Here is a 17,014-nt window from a genome sequence, read left to right as displayed (position 1 = left end):
TGCCTTTTACCTTCTACCCTCCTCCTGTCCCCCCTTGATACGACAATACTGATGTGATTGCTTTTGAGGATAGGAAAGGTATGCGTTTAGCACATCGGTTCGCGCTGGCGATGCCCTGCTTCGGAGTCTTGTTGAGCGTTGTTATGGGTAGTCTCCCGCCGCTCACAATGGCGGCAGACTTTAAGCCACCTCAGCGTGGGTTGCCGGGACGGCGGGAAGGGGCAGGTACGCGCGATGCGATCGTCTGTATTCAAGCTAGCCCGCCTCAACTCACGGCAATTCTCCCAGAGACCAACTTGGGGCTAACAACCGCCGCCTACCCGCGCTTCTTTTGGTTTGCGCCCAAAAGTAAAGCAAGATTTGTTGAATTTACTTTGTCTGAAGTGAACGAGCAGCGAGAAGACCAGATGCCTGTTTATAAAACCATTTTCAACATTACGGGTATGCCTGGTGTTGCGAGTCTGTCTCTACCCAGCAATGCCGCGATTCCGCCATTAGTTGTAGGCAGAGACTATCACTGGTCTGTAGCGCTGATTTGCAATCCAAACGATCGCACACGCGACATCAAAGTCGATGGTTGGGTACAACGCGTCGCACCAGATGCACGCTTGACCAACCAGCTTGCAAAAGCCACACCCGTCGATCACGTCTCACTCTATGCCAGCAACGGCCTCTGGTTTGACACACTCATGACATTGGCAGACCAGCGCTGCACCAGTCCCAAAGACGCTGCACTGATCAGCAGTTGGGCTGCCTTGTTGAAATCGGTGCAGTTGGCGGCGATCGCGGAGCAACCATTGCTTCAGCAGTGTCAGAAGTAGCTACTAGCGGTCAGCGGTCAGCTTTAAATTCAAGGTTGACCGCTGACCGCTATCAATCAATTAAGTTATGACGCGCAGATGAGAGCGCTGTCAGGTTGCAGAGTAGGATGTAACCTGATTGTTTTGAGTCTGGCTATGTCGCGTCGGCTTCCTGCTTCTCGTCCACTGCTTCGTCATCGCAGAAGGTTATGGTTTGAGCGCCTGATGGCGATCGTGGCCTTAGCAAATCTTGGTTTGGTCATCTTTGACCTGAGCTACGTCCCCTTGCGTAACTTTTGGCTGCTGGGCAAAGTGAAGCTTCCTCTACTGCCCAGTGTGATCCTTCCCATGCCACCCGCCCCGGCTGTGTGCAAACCAATAGGCGAACCTCCCGATAAAGCTACTCTCTTTACGGCTTGTTACGATCGCGTCAAAGGCATCGAAGCCTACCGTGATACGCAGGCATATCTAGAGAATGTCAATCAGCTAGAACAGCTCATTCAGCAAGGTGGCGTCAAGTCCCCTGCGGTCGCTCAAGCGCTTAAAGGACTCCAAGAGCAGAGCACGCGCATGATTGACGAGAACTGGTTCACAGTTGCGAACAAAACTGGCACGCTAGAAAAGATCAAAGACCGTATGCGCGATCGCATCTACAAGGAGAAGGCGACGATTGCCGCTTCACTGGTGAGCATCGATCCTACGCAACGGATTGCTTTTGAAGAAGCCACCCGCAAAAAGGCGAAGCAATCCGCGAAAAAAGCATTTATGCTCTTTTGGACGCCAGACTATCTCGCTCAGGCTGGCGTGCAGCAGGAGCTTACCTGGTTTGATCGACGCATCCGGGATCTGATGCAAACCAATTACTACCGTTCGATTGAAGAGAATGGTGAGTTCACCAATAACTTCTGGTTGCTGGATGCTCCCTTCGTCATTTTGTTTGCGATCGAATTTATTGCCCGCACCTGGTATATCAGTCGCCAGTTTAAAAGCGTGAGCTGGCGTGGTGCTCTTTTCTGGCGCTGGTACGACCTTTTCCTCATCTTTCCTTTTGGCATTCTGTTTTATTCCTGGGCATGGCTTCGCATCATTCCAGTCAGCTTTCGTCTCCATCAAGCCCGTTTTGTTAATCTAGCCCAACTCCGTGAACAGGCAGCGCAAGGGTTTGTTGGCAGCATTGCCGAAGAATTAACCGAAGTAGTGGTGGTGCAAGTGCTGAACCAGGTGCAGCAGGCTGTACAGCAAGGCGAAATTATGCGCTGGTTGCTACAGCCTAAAAGCAATCAGATCAAGGTGAATAACGTTGATGAGATCACAGAACTGGTCTCATTGTTTATCAAACTCACGGTGTATCAAGTATTGCCAAAAGTGCAGCCCGACCTGGAAGCCCTGCTGCGCCACACCATTGAATCTGTTCTGAACCAGGCCCCCGCCTACCAAACGCTAAAAGCCATGCCAGGATTAGGCGAAGCGCCGACGCAGTTGATCGATCGCCTGGTTTCGGACGTGCTGCAAGCTGCGTACAACTCCCTTACAACTGCTCTCGAAGACCCGATTGGTGCACAACTAACTAACCGCTTAATCCAAAATTTTGGACAGGCTCTTGGTGATGAAGTGCAAGAACAGCAGGTGACCAATGAGTTAAAAACGCTGGTTAACGACTTTCTTGAAGAATTGAAATTAAATTACGTGAAGCGATCGGCTGAAATTGATGTTGAAACTCTGCTCGAAGAAACTCGCCAACTTCAGCAAAGCGCTAGAAAACAATAGGTAAAAGCTCTTGATTAGATTGACGTTCTCTCAAAACGGTCAGCCGTCAGTCTCATACAAGGCTATTTCATTCTAGGAACTGAGTCCATTGGGCAACGGCTTTGACCACAGATGAAGCGGATCAGCGGTCTGCTAGCTGTGAACAATCATCCGTTTCATCCGTTCTTACCCGCTGCCAAATAGAATGAAATAGCCTTGAGTCTCATATCGGACTGATGCATTTTGACCAAAACCCCGGAGGTTTAAGCGTCAAGATTAGTCTAAGTTCAACACCTGGTTAAAACCTCCGAGGTTTGCGTAAGGTCAGTCATACAGGTGAGGGCAACGATCGTCCAGATACGAAAAGACTGCACGGGTTTGGGCGATCGCGGTTCGATCAAGGTCTGCTATCAACAGCGTTTCTTCTGCCCCTGCCTGCGCGAGCACCTTACCATCGGGATCGGCTATCGTGCTTAGGCCACAATATTTGAGATGGCCTTCGGTACCAATGCGGTTAGCATACGCCACAAAGACTTGATTTTCGAGCGCACGGGTAGGAATTAAGACCCTGGGAATTTGGGTGTAGGGGAACATGAGGGCAGTGGGCACAGCGATGAGTTCAGCACCCCGGAGTGCCAAGGCGCGGACAGCTTCGGGAAATTCGACATCGTAGCAGATTAAAATGCCGACTCGAACGCCTGCGATCGTGTGCAGCCCCCAGTCCCGACCAGGCGTAAACAGCCGTTGTTCTTCGGCACCAAAGAGGTGGACCTTGCGATAGTTTGCCGCTAACGTACCGTCGGCCTCAATGAGTGCAGCCGCGTTATAAATGGCACCCCCATCCCGTTCAGCATAACCAAACAGCAGCGCTACGTGGTGCTCACGGGCAATCTCAGCCGCTAGCTGGAGCGATCGTCCCCGCCAGGGTTCTGCTAAACGCTTAACGTCATCACCAATGTTGTAGCCCGTTAAAAATAATTCGGGAAAGATGAGCAGCGTAACATTTTGCTTAGCTGCGGTAGCTGTCGTGTGTGCCAATAGTTCTAAATTCGCGGTTACATCTAGCGGTGTCCCCGATCCCTGGTAAAGCCCTACTTTCATCGCATCCCAGCCTCACAGCCACATAGCCTTTCCGCGTTGCAAAAATTCATTTGTTGTTCGATCGTCAGGGGTTGCAATTTTAATACACCTGAACTACAGTACAGAAATACTAATGGGGACAAACGAGAACAAACCGTGACGAACCGCTACGGATTCAGTATAGAGAGGAACTCATGACTTCCGCTACCAGACAGACAAAAGTTAGAAAACCCCCTTCTGCGACAACCGCGACCTATACGCTTGCGCTGGATGCAGGAAACTACGACCTCAAATTTTGGGACGGTGAGTCGCACCCTAAAGCCATTCGCTCAGTGCGCTTCCAACTTCCTCAAGGTCGTGATGCCGTGCGTCACACCGATGCCTCCCCTCTAATTGAGCTACCCGATGGTAACCGCTATCATTTCGGCGCACAGGCTTACAAATATCGCCGCCAACAGCAAACGGTCGTTGAAAACAAGGTTGAACTGTCCCGTTTGCATCTCTACGCCTGCCTGGAACCCCGCGAAAGTGAGACTGAATTTGCGATCGACATTTACGCCTCCACCCCAGAACCCGCCAAGAACGAAGATGCCATTCGTCAGCACCTGCTAGGCATGCATGAGTTCAAGCGCAATGGGCTGGATTATCGCGTCCTGGTAGAACGGGTTGAAGTAGAACGGGAGGGCATGGGTGCATACCATTACGCCCAGCGCTTAGGGCTGATTCCCGATACGGGCTACACGATCGTCGTAGACATTGGTGGGGGTACCTGGTTGACCCGTCTGGTAGATGCTGAAGGTGACGTGATTGACGAAAACGTGATGGATCGCGGCGGTGCCTATGAATTGGCGACGTCCATTAGCTTCGATCGTCGCCTGACCAACGCTTTGGGCACAACTGCCGATCCTAGCCTCATCATGGATGGTTTTCGGACAGGACACAATTACGCCGACACCGAGTTGAGCTGGCAGCCCTGGCTGGAAGAACACCTTGATCCCTGGTTTAAGGGTATCTTTCAAACGGTGAAAGCTCAGTACACTCCCTACATGGCGCGAGTAACGCGCTTTTTGGTTACGGGCGGCAGTTCTCACCTCATTTCAGAGCGTCTAGCGGGTCGTAAACTATTCGCCGTGATGACTGACCCTCAATTTGCGAACGTGCGTGGTTTATTTCCCGTTGTGAATGGAGCACAGCTATGTATGACAACAAAGTAAGGCTTAGCCAGGATGTACTGGAAAAAGCCAGCCTGATTGCCTCGGAATGGGGCTTGAAAAATGCTCGCGCTGCGGTAGAAGCCGTTTTTCGCCGCTACGCTGACGAGTACCTTGATGGCACTGGACGCACACCCCAATGGGCAACCCACGAAGGCTTGCCTGCCAGCATGTTTTTGCTGCCTGAGCGATCGCAGCCCTCTACCTGCGAAGCCCTGAGCGAGCTAGATGATTTGCTAGGGCTGTAACGGCAATCGGTTGTAGACGCTTCGCTTGTGAAAGGGATGGGTGAGTAAGTCTTGTGCTACCTATCCATTCCTTCAAGCTTTTAATCCAACGGCTTTATCAAATGCCCAGTTTGCCATCGGATCGGTGACAAGTGCAGTTAGGATAGGCATAATTTTCTGTTGCAACGCGGCTGTCGCAACAGGAGTGATGTCTCCAGGAACTGTATGGTTAATCAAGATACTGAATCTGCTGCCAACGACAAAGAAACGCCTCTCGTAGCAGACGTTGCCCTAGAGCAACGAGATAGTGCTTTAGGAACTTCATCTGCTCGATCGCACACGTCAGGCAGTCAGTGGGCTTCACCCCCAGAGCCGATTCGCCAGATTCTAGATGCTCCCGCAACACCAGCCGTCCTGATTTCGCCAGGCAATCAATGGTTGGTGGAGTTTGAGCAACCGGCTTTAACCACGATCGCCGAACTGGCTGAACCGATCGTTGCTGTGGCCGGTTTTCGCCTCAATCCCAAACTAAGCTGTCCTGCCCGCCACCACACTTACCGAGGAATGTGGTTACAGGCGATCCCATCCGGTACACGACAAGAAGTTTCATTGCCGGATGATGCTCAAATCAGCTATACGCGCTGGTCGCCAAATGGTCAAATGCTTGCTTTTGTGCTGACGCAGACCACTGGCTTGGAACTCTGGGTGATATCTCTGGCAGATGGCCTTCCCCGTCGGCTCACCGATCCCATTTTGAATGCGACCTACGGCACGCCTTACCGCTGGCTTTCCGATGACGCGCTGTTGTGTAAATTGATTCCAGGCGATCGAGGTGAGCCGCCTGTCAAACCCTCAGTGCCAGCAGGCCCCATCATTCAGGAAAATCTGGGACGCAAAAGCGCGAACCGCACGTATACAAACCTGCTGCAAAATCCTTACGACGAGCAGTTATTTGAGTATTACGTCACCTCAACGTTGATCCGCGTTACGCTCGATGGACAGCATGAGCCGTTAAGTGCGCCTTGCCTGATTGACGAAGCGATGCCGTCACCCGATGGCAACTACATCTTGTTGACAACGCTGCATCGTCCGTTTTCCTACCAGCTACCCAGTTCCTATTTCCCTCAGCGGATTCAGGTGCTCGATCAAGCAGGTCAGATGGTTTACGAATTGGTGGATCTACCGCTGGCAGATTATCTTTCGACCAAATTCGATGCGGTGACTGTTGGCCCCAGACGCACTTGTTGGCGCACCGATCGTCCTGCTACTCTCTACTGGGTCGAAGCGCTGGACGGCGGCGATCCGGTCGTGGAAGTACCCCACCGGGATGTGCTGTATGCACTGGATGCACCCTTCACGGGATCACCGAAAGAATTGTGGCGATCGCAGTATCGGTTTCGGCGAGTGCGCTGGGGACGTGAAGATGTGGCGCTGGTGTGGGAGCGCTGGCACGATACCCGACAGATTAAGCTGTGGAAAATCAATCCAGCGCAGCCAGAAACGCCACCCCAATTATTAGTGGAACGCAGTTACGAAGACCATTACAGCGATCCTGGTATGCCGTTGACCGTGCCAGGAGCGTTTAAGCGGCATGTGTTGCAGTTTACTCCAGATGGCAGCAGCCTTTACTTCACGGGACGAGGCGCTTCACCTTCAGGGGTGTATCCCTTTCTCGATCGCTGGGATCTTACGACAGCAGCGCCCGATCGACTGTGGCAGTGCCAATCGCCTTACTTCGAGTCTGTGGTCAAACTGCTCGACGATGAGGCGCATCAGATGATCACCATGCGCCAGTCCCAAACTGAACCGCCTAACTTCTTCCTGGTGACCCGGCCAGTCGGGCAGTCAGTACCGTTGACAGCGTATCCTGATCGAGCGCCGCAGTTCGCAGGCATTCATAAAGAAGTCGTGCGCTATCAGCGGGCCGATAGCGTAGAACTATCCGCCAAACTTTACCTGCCAGCAGGCTATGACCCGCAGCGGGATGGAACGTTGCCAACCCTCTTCTGGATTTATCCTGAAGAGTTTAAGAGCCGTGATCTGGCGGGGCAAGTAACGACCGCTGAACATACCTTTAGCCGTCCGGGTGGTACCTCGGTGTTGTTTTTGCTCACCCAGGGCTATGCCGTTTTGGATGATCCCAGCTTGCCTATCATTGGTGAAGGCGATGCAGAACCCAACGATACCTATGTCGAGCAGTTGCTTGCAGGCATTCAAGCCGCGATCGACTACGTGGTTGGTCGGGGAGTAGCAGACCGTGCCCGACTCGCGATCGGGGGACATTCCTATGGCGCATTTACAACCGCTAATGTTCTGGCACACAGCAATCTTTTTCGCGCGGGCATTGCTCGTAGCGGTGCCTACAACCGAACGCTTACCCCCTTTGGCTTTCAGGGCGAACAGCGCCACTTCTGGGAAGCCGCAGATACGTATATGCAGCTTTCCCCGTTTACCCATGTGGGCAAGATTACGACACCGCTCCTGCTCATTCATGGGGCAGACGACAGCAACGCAGGCACCTATCCCCTCCAGACTGAGCGGTTTTACGAAGCCCTCAAAGGTCTGGGCGCAACCGTCCGTCAGGTGATGCTACCTCTAGAAGACCACGGATATCGTTCCCGTGAAGCGATCGGGCATGTGCTGTGGGAAATGGTGCAGTGGTGCGATCGGTACTTGAAGGGGGAAATGGAATAGGGGTCGGGAGGTAGGGGATGGGGTGAGAGTTATGAGTTGTGAGTTAAAAGTTTTGAGTTGAAGAGCAGCCAGCTAACCCTGAGGGAAGCAAGCTACAGCGGTCAGCTTCCTTCTAAAAATCACAACTAACAACTCCTTCTACCTTTTACCTTTCATCTTGAGCCGTCAGCCATTAGCTTTCAACGCTCAACTGTCCCGCTTGCTTTTGAAAACCAACAACGGCTTTAGCGATCAGTTCACTCCCCATTCCCCACTCCTATCCTTCTGCTTTTTTCAAAATTCTATGGCTTCAAGTTCCTACATACGGTACTATTGTATTTCTGTGGGTTTTTACGCTTAGAAAGATTGTGGCAAAGGAAAGGCTATGGCGAAGCGAGTGCAATTAGTTCTCAGTCAAGATGTCAGCAAGTTAGGCAAAGCAGGCGATCTCGTTGAAGTCGCTCCCGGCTATGCTCGCAACTATTTAATTCCTCAGGGCTTCGGGGCACGGACCACGCCCGGTCTTCTAAAGCAAGTCGAGCGTCGTAGAGAGCTAGAGCGGCAGCGATTGCTGGCAGAAAAGCAGCAAGCTGAAACGATCAAGAAAGCCCTCGAAACAGTCGGGCGTTACGCGATCGCCAAGCAGGCAGGCGAGAAGGATGCCATTTTTGGTACGGTCACGCATCAAGACGTGGCAGATGCCATTCTGGAAGCAACGAAGCAGGAAATCGATCGTCGTGGCATTACGCTACCCGATATTCACCAGCTTGGTTCCTACAAGGCAGAGGTTAAGCTGCATCCTGAGGTTACCGCTACCGTTGAGATTCAGGTTGTCGCTAGCTAAGGCGTGATCAGATTGTCTAAACGTTTGCTACTGAATCAGGCGATGGCTCCACAATGCCATACTTTAGTTGCTTGTAGGCATTTGGGTAATGGCTTTCGTGTCGTTACCTATTTTGATGGCAATTTAAGACTGCTTCGCACCCGGTTTTCTCATGAGCTTGGTTTTTCCTGGGCTTGTTTTTGAACAGCAGGCCATAGCATTTGTCGTTGGGTGATCGTTGGACTAAAATAGTACAATAATACTAATTTGCTCCATGCAGTTTGGTCGGCTTTGGCAAAAGCTCCACATTTAGCGCCTTAAGCAATGACAAGTTTGAAATAACGCTAAATGTGCTTGCAGATGGTGGCCTTAGCTGTATAGTTGGGGTGGATTAACGCGCGTTGGTGCAAATCCAACTTAATCAACGTATCGCCATCACCCACTGCTCATGGTTCAGGAACTCAACTTTCAAACCTTTAGCGATCGCCTACCGCCTCAAAACATCGATGCTGAGGAGTCGATCCTGGGTGGCATTTTGTTAGATCCAGAAGCGATTAATCGAGTAGCAGATATACTGCACCCTGAAGCGTTTTACCTGAGCGCACATCGTGAAATTTACCGGGCCGCGCTGGTCTTACAGGCTCAGGGCAGCTCAACCGATTTAATGAGCATTACCTCTTGGCTCATCGATCGCGGCTTATTAGAGAAAGTGGGTGGGCAGAGCAAGCTGGCACAGTTGATCGATCGCACCGTCAGCGCCGTCAACATCGATCAGTACGCCCAACTGGTGATGGACAAATACATGCGCCGCAAGCTCATCAAAGCGGGCAACGAAATTGCGCATTTGGGGCATGATACGGCAAGCGACCTGGAAAATGTGCTGGATCAGTCGGAGCAAAAGCTCTTTGGCGTCACGCAAGACCGTCCGCAGCAGGGTTTGATGGCAGCTTCAGATATTCTGACACATACCTTTTCGGATATTGAAAGCCGATCTCTGGGGATGGTTTTGCCAGGGTTATCCTGCGGTTTCTACGATCTGGATGCGATGACGCAGGGCTTTCAACGCTCCGATCTCATCATCGTAGCGGGGCGACCGTCGATGGGCAAAACGGCTTTTACCATGAACGTGGCTCGTAACATTGCTGCCTTCCATAAGCTGCCCGTTGCGGTTTTTAGTCTGGAAATGTCGAAGGAGCAGTTGGTACAGCGCTTGCTGGCGAGCGAAGTGCGGATTGAAAGTGGACGGCTGCGGGCAGGACGGGTTAGCCAAAACGAATGGGAACCATTGGGGCACGCTATTAGCACCCTGTCGCAATTGCCCATGTTTATTGACGATACGCCCAATATCAGCATTACTGAGATTCGATCGAAGGCACGCCGCCTTCAAGCAGAACAAGGTGGGGCACTGGGTCTCATCCTGCTGGACTATTTGCAGCTAATGGAAGGCGGCGGCGATAACCGGGTGCAGGAGCTATCACGTATTACGCGGGCGCTCAAGGGTTTAGCGCGAGAACTGAGTGTGCCTGTCATTGCGCTCTCACAGCTCAGTCGTAGCGTAGAAGCGCGTACCAACAAACGTCCAATGATGAGCGACTTGCGAGAATCTGGAGCCATTGAGCAGGACGCTGACTTAATCATGATGCTCTACCGAGACGAATACTACAACCCAGATACGCCCGATCGTGGCATCGCCGAAGTCATCATCTCCAAACACCGGAATGGTCCAACCGGAATGGTCAAGCTATTGTTTGAGTCGCAGTTTACCCAGTTCCGCAATCTCGCTGCCCCTAATCGGATGTAGGCGCGGGTTTATAGATGATGGCGTTTGACCCTGGTGAGTTAAGGGTTAGCCCATCAATGAATTTGACGTAAGGTTTGAAGAGCATAGATTACACCCATTGATGCCTTGCCAGATTCGTAAGCCGCTTCGTGCACTACACCATCTTTTAGCTTGATGTGCATTAATGTCAGTGGATGCAAAACCCCTTTAAAGTCACCAAACTGTATTTCTTCAATGTCTTTTACAACGGTTTGGGCTTTCATCCCTTCTTTAGCGTAATAAACCGCTCGTGATGAAATCAGTGTCCAGGTTTTTTCATCAACAAATACGACTAGAAACGGCAACTCTTTTGACTCAAGGTTGCAACAACTACACAAATATGTCTGAACCTGATTGTCAAGATCGTTCCACAGCTTGGTATATTGCCACGTTTGATAAGCCGTACTATGGCGTTCAACTGCGGCAGATAAGACTTTCAGGATACTTTCATCGGTTTTTAGACTCACCGATCGCCTCGCTTAATCACCTGCTTGCATTACCAATTGGCAAGATCAACCTCAGTTTGAACGCACATTGCTCAGCACTAATTCTGATTAAGGACTTAATAGCCGAGGTGCAGCTAACAATTCTAGCTAATGCGAAACAGTCTTCGAGTACAGTTGCAACACGACGACACCAGCAACAATCAGCGTCATGCCGATGAGACCAGCCTGGTCGATCGTCTGGCGATAAAAGACCCAGCCGAAAAAGGTGACGAGGACAATGCCTAGCCCTGACCAGATAGCGTAAGCAACCCCGACGCTGATGGTTCGCAGGCACAGCGAGAGGAAATAGAAGGCAGAGCTGTACCCAACCAAAACAATCAGGCTGGGTACAAGCTTGGTAAAAGATGCCGTTGCTTTAAGAGCGCTCGTCCCAATCACTTCAGACAGAATAGCAAGGAGCAGGTAAGCATAGTCCGGCATCACACAATTCCACTGGGTTAGCTGAGCTTGAGCAGTTCGACATCAAAGAGGAGGGTGGCGTTGGGTGGAATGATACCCCCTGCGCCCCGTGCCCCATAGCCTAGCTCAGAGGGGATGATGAGTTGACGACGACCGCCTACTTTCATGCTGCCAACGCCTTCATCCCAGCCTTTGATCACCTGCCCCACCCCAATTTTGAACTGGAAGGGCTGGTTACGATCGCGCGAGCTATCAAACTTTGTGCCATCTTCCAGGGTGCCTGTGTAATGCACGGTGACGGTTTGTCCTTTTTGGGGTGACGCTCCCGTCCCTTCAACCAAATCGACATACTTAAGCCCAGAAGCGGTCGTTACAGGCTCTTTGGGGGTTGGTGAAGTGGAGGCATCTGCCATAAGTGTAGGTGCGATCGACGCGTTGTGGGTTTTCATCATGGTTGCAGCGACTTGAGGCGTGCTAGTCAGCTCACTGGCGATCGCAGTATCCGACTTGCCCATAAACTGGGAGACGATCAACACCACGACACAGGCAAGCATGACTCCCAGGCTGACTAAAATTTCCTTCAAAATAACTCTCCTCTCAGATTCAGTCTTCGTAGTCAGTCATCAGCGATTCAGCATGTAGTGATTTAGCATGTAGTCGCTGACATCTGCCCATTGTACAAGGATTTCAGCGGGGAAAGCCCGGAAACCTACTGTAGATTTAGGGCGTTTGTGTTTGAAGATAGGCTGCAAGCTGAAGATCAAACAGTGTGGCACCATTCGCAGGGCCAGCTAAAACCTGAAACGGTAGCGACGGTTCTCCCAGGTGATCTAGAACTAAAGCTGCACCTGCAAAGTCTTGTGCCTGGGTGTAACCATTCACCGTAATCACCGTTTGCAGGTTTGCCTGCTTAGCAGATTGTAAGCCAGCCTCGGAATCTTCAAACACCAAGCATGCCTCTGGCTCTAGCTGCAATGCTTGTAAGGCGTAATGGTAGATGTCTGGCGCAGGTTTTTTGGCTGGCACAATGTCACCAGCGGCAATGACCTCAAACCAATCGAGGCTATCGGCACCCAGCGCCGTTTGCAGTAGCGCCGTGACGTTTGCGGGAGTCGTGGTAGTCGCGATCGCCAGTCTGAGTCCTGCGTCCCGTGCTTCCTGCAGCAAGCGTTTTACACCCGGACGGAGTGGCACCACATTCTCTTCGATGAGCCGCGTATAGTGCGCTGTTTTCGCTTTGTGCAGCCCAGCGATCCATTCCCGGCGATCGCCCGGTGGCTCAAACTCTGGATAATCGGTCGTGAGGTACTGATGAATCCGTTCCTTGCCACCCGTTACCGCTAGCAACTCGCCGTAGCGCTCAACCGACCATTCCCAGTCGAGACCCGCATCGGCAAACGCTCGATTAAAGGCCACCCGATGCCCATCTCGTTCGGTATCGGCTAACGTACCATCAACATCAAAAATCAGTGCTTGGAGTTTGGACATGAGTGCGATCAGAAAGAAGGATGAGTGGCTGATACCTTACCCTATTCATCTTCGCCGATCGAGGGGCCGATCGAGGAATCGTCTGCTGGCTCAGTTTTTGCTTCTGTGGGCAATGGGCGAGGAGGAACGTCAGGTTCGTCAGGTACCGTTGAGCCAGCGGCTGAGGAGGGTAGGTCGCTTGAAGCAGATGGTTGCCCCGAAAGCGTGGCTGCCGGAAGGGAGTGCGTCAAATGCTTGGGATGCAGCACGCCCCACCGATCCATGACATCTTCGATAAAAACTCGGCGAATCCAGATCTGAGTCACAACGGTCAAGGGCAGTGCGAGCGCCAACCCTAAAAAACCAAAAATCGTCGCAAAAAAAACCTGAGCTAACAGCGTTGCGGCTGGTAAGAGGGCCACTTGCTGAGCCATGACATAAGGCGTCAGCAAATTGCTCTCAAACTGCTGGATCGCCACATACAAGACGAAGACAAACAGTGACTTTAAAGGCGAATCTAACAAGGCGGTTGCCATTGGCAGCACGACGCTCAGCGTTGGCCCAATATTGGGAATGAAATTGAGCAAGCCTGCAAGAATCCCCTGTGCCATTGCCGCTTTCACTCCCAAGAGTGCCAACCCAATGCTGCTGAGTATGGCAACCACACTCATGCTAATCAGGGCTCCAACAATCCAACGCCCTAACGAAATTTCGCACTCTCGAAGGATGCGATCGACCCGGTAGCGATAAAAGGCTGGAAACAAACGAATGAAGCCCCGGCGGTACGCTAAAGGATTGATCAGCAGCATCAATCCTAAAATCAGCACCAGTAAGATGTTGACGACAACCCCTAAAGAGCTAGAAAAGAAGGCAAACGACCCGCCCAATAAGCGGTTGATGTAGGGCTGAATCTGCGCATTCAAGCTATCAAGGCTTGGTAGATAGGGAATAACAGACGGCGGGACAAAGTGAACCAGGTTGTTTGTCCAGGCATCCAGGCGATCGAACGACGCAGGCACCAGCACGACCAGATCTTGAAACTGGCTAGCAAAGGGCGGCACGATGAGAAAGAAAAACGCGATCAGTGCTGCCAAAAAGGAGGCAACCGAGAGTAAAACGGCCCCCGATCGCCTTAGTCCCAATGCTTGAAAGCGTTGCGAGAGTAAATTCAAGCTATTTGCCAGCACAACTGCCGCGAATACCAGCAGCAACACCTGGCGAATTTGCCAGAGAATGTAGAGACTAACGGCTAGCGCGAGAAAACCAATCCATTGACCCAAACTCACAGCAACTCCAGACAATGTGAATGATGAGAGAACCGCGACAATCGGCTGCAAAGCAGACTTTTCATGAGCATCCCATGTCTGGAGAACAACGATCGATCAACACAACGCTCAAGGCGAAGAGTCGCCGTCTACCTATTCTCGCCCACATGGTTGTTGTCTGCTTGTACTATCTGCTGCCAGCCTGTGGGTGCCGTTGCTGCCAGCGCCATACAAGCATTGCTGCTGCAATCACCGCAGGCAACCACACAGCAAGCAAAACCGTCAGTGTTGTAGGGGCGATAGACAGCGCTGGTGCACCGTACTTGATCGCGATCGACAACACCGTCGAGAGCGCGAAAACTTTAAGAATCAGTTCAATCATACGCTCCGCCCTGCAACTTGAGAAAATTGTAAAGGCTTCAGCGATGCTTCGCTCAAACAAGCAATTCCTGGTGATTCACTGCAAATGTGTGTTATGTTTAACAGCGGTGTTTAATTAAACCGCACCGCAAGGGTTGCTAGCTCAGTGGTAGAGCATTCGGCTTTTAACCGACTGGTCCCGGGTTCGAATCCCGGGCAACCCATTTTAAGGGCAAACTTACCTACACCTACGGCACACAAGCTTTGTCAGGTTTCAATACGTCTAGTCTAAAGGCAAGGAATCGCGAGCTGCATCGCTCACGGCTACCGTTGTGATCGGGAGTGGTTGCATCGTTGTGGGTGCCTGTGCTGGCACGATCCAATCACTTGCCTGGTTGAGCGCATAGAAACCGCCGCAGAGCAACAGGCGATCGCCTACCTGTAAATCACTCGCTCCATCGGGAAAGCGAATAAATTTTCCTTCTCGGCGAATGGCTTGAATCAGTACGCCAAACTGTCGTCGAATGTGGAGTTCAGCAAGGGTCTTACCGACAACTGGGCTGGTTTCAGGCACTAGCAACCACTGGCAAGACGCATTCTCTGTGGGAACTGCCGCTTCGCCTTTGGCTAACTCGTCAAAGGCTGCCAACTCGGCGACCTCTCCAACCACCAGTAAGCGATCGTCCGTCTGCAACATGGTTTTCGCATCGGGGTAATCGATCTCTTCCCCATCGGCCCGCTGGATAGCCATCAAGCTTACACCCGTCAGGCGGCGCATATCCGTCTCTTCGACCGTCATCCCAATGAGCGGTGAGACGTTTGGTAAGGGATACCAGCGGTTATTCATCTCCTGAGTCGCCTCTTTGAGTTCTCGCGATACTTGGTAGGAAGGCCTCTCAGACCGCAATTCAAGATAGTGAGAGTTGCGAATTTGCTGCACTTCACGTTGAATGACAGGTAACGGTAAGCCAATGCCCGTAAGCAGATGCGATGACAGCTCTAAGCTGGCTTCAAACTCTGGCTGTACGACCTCTTTTGCACCCAGTTGATAGAGCAATTCAATGTCTTTATCCTGGTTGGCTCGCACGACGACATCTAGGTCGGGAGCCAGTTCCAGCGATCGCTTGAGGCAGAGTCGGGTGCTCATCGGATCGGGTAGAGCGATCGCCATCCCCTGAGCTGACTCCACACCTGCTTTTTCCAACACATTCAAGCTGGCTGCGTTGCCGTAGATGTAAGCAATCCCAGCCTCCCGCACGTCCTGAATCCGACGTTCTGATTGGTCAATCACAATCACGGGGTAGCTGTGTTCACGCAAAAGCTGCACGATATTCCGCCCAACTTGCCCATAACCGCAGACCACGACATGATTTTGGGTGGGTAGTTCATCTGCGACTTCGATGGCAACGTCTGTCCGTTCCAGGTATGCCCTCAGCCAGGGAAGCGATTCTGCCCATGCGAATAATTGAGGAATCAACCGGAGGATAAACGGAGTGAGCACCAGCGTAACGGCTGTGGTACCCAGGATTAACAGATAAACGCGGCGCGAAACCAGGCCCAATTTCTGCCCCTCACTTGCCAGCACAAAAGAGAATTCTCCAATTTGTGCTAGCCCTAAACCCGTGATGAGCGCTGTTTTAAACGGATATCGGAAGAGCATCACCAGCGGAGTAATGATCAAAAACTTGCCCACAAACACCAGGGCAACCAGACCCAGAATCAACTCCAGGTTGTTCCACAAAAAGAGGGGATCAATCAGCATCCCGATCGCCGCGAAAAACAGGCAGGCAAAAATATCTCGCAATGGCTCCACGTAGTTCAGCGTTTGGTCGGCGTATTCCACCTCCGAAATCATGAGACCTGCAACAAACGCGCCCATTTCGATCGATAGACCCAGATGCTCTGTAAGCAGCGCAATGCCCAAACAGATCGCTACCACACCAAGCAAGAATAACTCGCGACTTTCAGTGCGCGCCAGTAACCGCAGCAACGGGGGAATCACCCAGATGCCTGCAATCACCGCTCCCAGACCTAGCAGACCTGTTTGTAAGAGCGCCCAGCCGATCGCCAGACTCACGTCTTCAACAGGTTTGTCGAGGGCAGGCAACACTGCCAGCATCACGCCCAAGGCCAGATCTTGCACTACAAGGATGCCCAGCATGACCTGTCCGTGCGGCGTAGCCGTCTCGTTGCGCTCCATGAGGCACTTCAACACCACTGCCGTCGAAGATAGCGAGAGAATAGCTCCTAAAAAGACGCCTTGCGCTGGAGAGGTCACCCAACCCATGCCAATCGAAACCAGAGCGGTGATGGCGATCGTCAGTACAATCTGCAACCCACCCCCGCCCAGGCTGATCCCTTTAACTTTCTTTAGTTCTGTAAAAGAAAACTCTACGCCGAGGGCAAACAGCAAAAAGGCGACTCCAAACTGTGCCAGCGTTTCAACCTGAATCAGTTCTTTGATCAGCCCCAATCCGGCTGGCCCCACGATCATGCCTGCCAACAGGTAGCCCAGCAGAATGGGTTGCCGCAAGACTGCTGCCAGAATACCCCCAGCGGCAGCAGCAGCCAGTACCGTGACTAAATCAACAATCAGCCTGAAATCTTCTTGCACTGCAACTTAAATATTAAAAAACGT

General features: G+C 51.9%; 15 protein-coding genes and 1 tRNA gene. 8 read left to right on the top strand and 8 right to left on the bottom strand.

Translation table 11 applies throughout. From position 1 onward, the window contains the following. Nucleotides 1-80 precede the first annotated feature (80 nt). Entirely contained in the window at nucleotides 81-821 is a 741-nt protein-coding gene (locus AC5JLP_RS07595) for a DUF928 domain-containing protein (protein WP_496067320.1), read from the top strand. Nucleotides 822-956: 135 nt separating this feature from the next. Further along, nucleotides 957-2,567 carry a hypothetical protein gene (locus AC5JLP_RS07590; protein ID WP_496067319.1) on the top strand — a complete coding sequence of 537 codons (1,611 nt, stop codon included), beginning with the start codon at nucleotides 957-959 and terminating at the stop codon, nucleotides 2,565-2,567. A 303-nt stretch (nucleotides 2,568-2,870) separates the two neighbouring features. On the opposite strand, the gene AC5JLP_RS07585 is transcribed toward AC5JLP_RS07590, so the two are convergent. Further along, nucleotides 2,871-3,647, bottom strand: coding sequence for a carbon-nitrogen hydrolase family protein (locus AC5JLP_RS07585; protein WP_496067318.1), 777 nt, complete (start codon nucleotides 3,645-3,647; stop codon nucleotides 2,871-2,873). Between the two features lie 173 nt (nucleotides 3,648-3,820). Between AC5JLP_RS07585 and AC5JLP_RS07580 the strand changes: the two genes are divergently transcribed. The 5 genes from AC5JLP_RS07580 (at nucleotide 3,821) to dnaB (ending at nucleotide 10,361) form a co-directional block, all read left to right on the top strand. Next, complete coding sequence (locus AC5JLP_RS07580) at nucleotides 3,821-4,840, top strand: ParM/StbA family protein (RefSeq protein ID WP_496067317.1); 1,020 nt, start codon at nucleotides 3,821-3,823, stop codon at nucleotides 4,838-4,840. Further along, nucleotides 4,822-5,085, top strand: coding sequence for a hypothetical protein (locus AC5JLP_RS07575; RefSeq protein ID WP_496067316.1), 264 nt, complete (start codon nucleotides 4,822-4,824; stop codon nucleotides 5,083-5,085). The genes AC5JLP_RS07580 and AC5JLP_RS07575 overlap by 19 nt, the downstream gene beginning before the upstream one ends. A gap of 204 nt (nucleotides 5,086-5,289) precedes the next feature. Then, entirely contained in the window at nucleotides 5,290-7,758 is a 2,469-nt protein-coding gene (locus tag AC5JLP_RS07570) for an alpha/beta hydrolase family protein (protein WP_496067315.1), read from the top strand. Between the two features lie 364 nt (nucleotides 7,759-8,122). Further along, entirely contained in the window at nucleotides 8,123-8,581 is a 459-nt protein-coding gene (gene rplI, locus AC5JLP_RS07565; protein WP_496067314.1) for a 50S ribosomal protein L9, read from the top strand. A gap of 427 nt (nucleotides 8,582-9,008) precedes the next feature. Next, nucleotides 9,009-10,361, top strand: a complete 1,353-nt coding sequence (gene dnaB / locus AC5JLP_RS07560; RefSeq protein ID WP_496067313.1) for a replicative DNA helicase — start codon at nucleotides 9,009-9,011, stop codon at nucleotides 10,359-10,361. A gap of 53 nt (nucleotides 10,362-10,414) precedes the next feature. Here the strand turns inward: dnaB and AC5JLP_RS07555 are convergent, their stop codons facing one another. From AC5JLP_RS07555 to AC5JLP_RS07530, 6 genes are all read right to left on the bottom strand, one after another. Then, nucleotides 10,415-10,846, bottom strand: a complete 432-nt coding sequence (locus AC5JLP_RS07555; RefSeq protein WP_496067312.1) for a hypothetical protein — start codon at nucleotides 10,844-10,846, stop codon at nucleotides 10,415-10,417. A 126-nt stretch (nucleotides 10,847-10,972) separates the two neighbouring features. Continuing rightward, nucleotides 10,973-11,305: a DMT family transporter gene (locus tag AC5JLP_RS07550; RefSeq protein ID WP_496067311.1), complete on the bottom strand. Its 333-nt coding sequence runs from the start codon at nucleotides 11,303-11,305 to the stop codon at nucleotides 10,973-10,975. Nucleotides 11,306-11,322: 17 nt separating this feature from the next. Then, a complete protein-coding gene (locus AC5JLP_RS07545) occupies nucleotides 11,323-11,868 on the bottom strand; it encodes an FKBP-type peptidyl-prolyl cis-trans isomerase (protein WP_496067310.1) in 546 nt (181 codons plus the stop codon). A gap of 136 nt (nucleotides 11,869-12,004) precedes the next feature. Further along, a complete protein-coding gene (locus AC5JLP_RS07540; RefSeq protein ID WP_496067309.1) occupies nucleotides 12,005-12,772 on the bottom strand; it encodes an HAD family hydrolase in 768 nt (255 codons plus the stop codon). 41 nt (nucleotides 12,773-12,813) lie between these two features. Next, nucleotides 12,814-14,037, bottom strand: a complete 1,224-nt coding sequence (locus tag AC5JLP_RS07535) for an AI-2E family transporter (protein WP_496067308.1) — start codon at nucleotides 14,035-14,037, stop codon at nucleotides 12,814-12,816. 166 nt (nucleotides 14,038-14,203) lie between these two features. Next, the gene (locus tag AC5JLP_RS07530) at nucleotides 14,204-14,398 is read right to left on the bottom strand and encodes a hypothetical protein (RefSeq protein ID WP_496067307.1); all 195 of its coding nucleotides are present in this window, start codon (nucleotides 14,396-14,398) and stop codon (nucleotides 14,204-14,206) included. A gap of 130 nt (nucleotides 14,399-14,528) precedes the next feature. Here AC5JLP_RS07530 and AC5JLP_RS07525 point away from each other — a divergent pair. Then, nucleotides 14,529-14,600 (top strand) — tRNA-Lys (locus tag AC5JLP_RS07525). A 59-nt stretch (nucleotides 14,601-14,659) separates the two neighbouring features. Here AC5JLP_RS07525 and AC5JLP_RS07520 read toward each other — a convergent pair. Next, nucleotides 14,660-16,990: a monovalent cation:proton antiporter family protein gene (locus tag AC5JLP_RS07520; RefSeq protein WP_496067306.1), complete on the bottom strand. Its 2,331-nt coding sequence runs from the start codon at nucleotides 16,988-16,990 to the stop codon at nucleotides 14,660-14,662. Nucleotides 16,991-17,014 lie beyond the last annotated feature (24 nt).

The organism is Stenomitos rutilans (assembly GCF_059505485.1).
Note: the sequence above shows the minus strand (reverse complement) of the source record. Positions and strands in the feature narration are given on the sequence as shown.

What these genes read in the sequence shown, in the direction of transcription:
- AC5JLP_RS07575 (WP_496067316.1), top strand. Translation starts at nt 4,822, where the DNA reads ATGTATGACAACAAAGTAAGGCTTAGCCAGGATGTACTGGAAAAAGCC.
- rplI (WP_496067314.1), top strand. Translation starts at nt 8,123, where the DNA reads ATGGCGAAGCGAGTGCAATTAGTTCTCAGTCAAGATGTCAGCAAGTTA.
- AC5JLP_RS07590 (WP_496067319.1), top strand. Translation starts at nt 957, where the DNA reads ATGTCGCGTCGGCTTCCTGCTTCTCGTCCACTGCTTCGTCATCGCAGA.
- AC5JLP_RS07550 (WP_496067311.1), bottom strand. Translation starts at nt 11,305, where the DNA reads ATGCCGGACTATGCTTACCTGCTCCTTGCTATTCTGTCTGAAGTGATT.
- AC5JLP_RS07585 (WP_496067318.1), bottom strand. Translation starts at nt 3,647, where the DNA reads ATGAAAGTAGGGCTTTACCAGGGATCGGGGACACCGCTAGATGTAACC.
- AC5JLP_RS07580 (WP_496067317.1), top strand. Translation starts at nt 3,821, where the DNA reads ATGACTTCCGCTACCAGACAGACAAAAGTTAGAAAACCCCCTTCTGCG.
- dnaB (WP_496067313.1), top strand. Translation starts at nt 9,009, where the DNA reads ATGGTTCAGGAACTCAACTTTCAAACCTTTAGCGATCGCCTACCGCCT.
- AC5JLP_RS07540 (WP_496067309.1), bottom strand. Translation starts at nt 12,772, where the DNA reads ATGTCCAAACTCCAAGCACTGATTTTTGATGTTGATGGTACGTTAGCC.
- AC5JLP_RS07595 (WP_496067320.1), top strand. Translation starts at nt 81, where the DNA reads ATGCGTTTAGCACATCGGTTCGCGCTGGCGATGCCCTGCTTCGGAGTC.
- AC5JLP_RS07570 (WP_496067315.1), top strand. Translation starts at nt 5,290, where the DNA reads ATGGTTAATCAAGATACTGAATCTGCTGCCAACGACAAAGAAACGCCT.
- AC5JLP_RS07530 (WP_496067307.1), bottom strand. Translation starts at nt 14,398, where the DNA reads ATGATTGAACTGATTCTTAAAGTTTTCGCGCTCTCGACGGTGTTGTCG.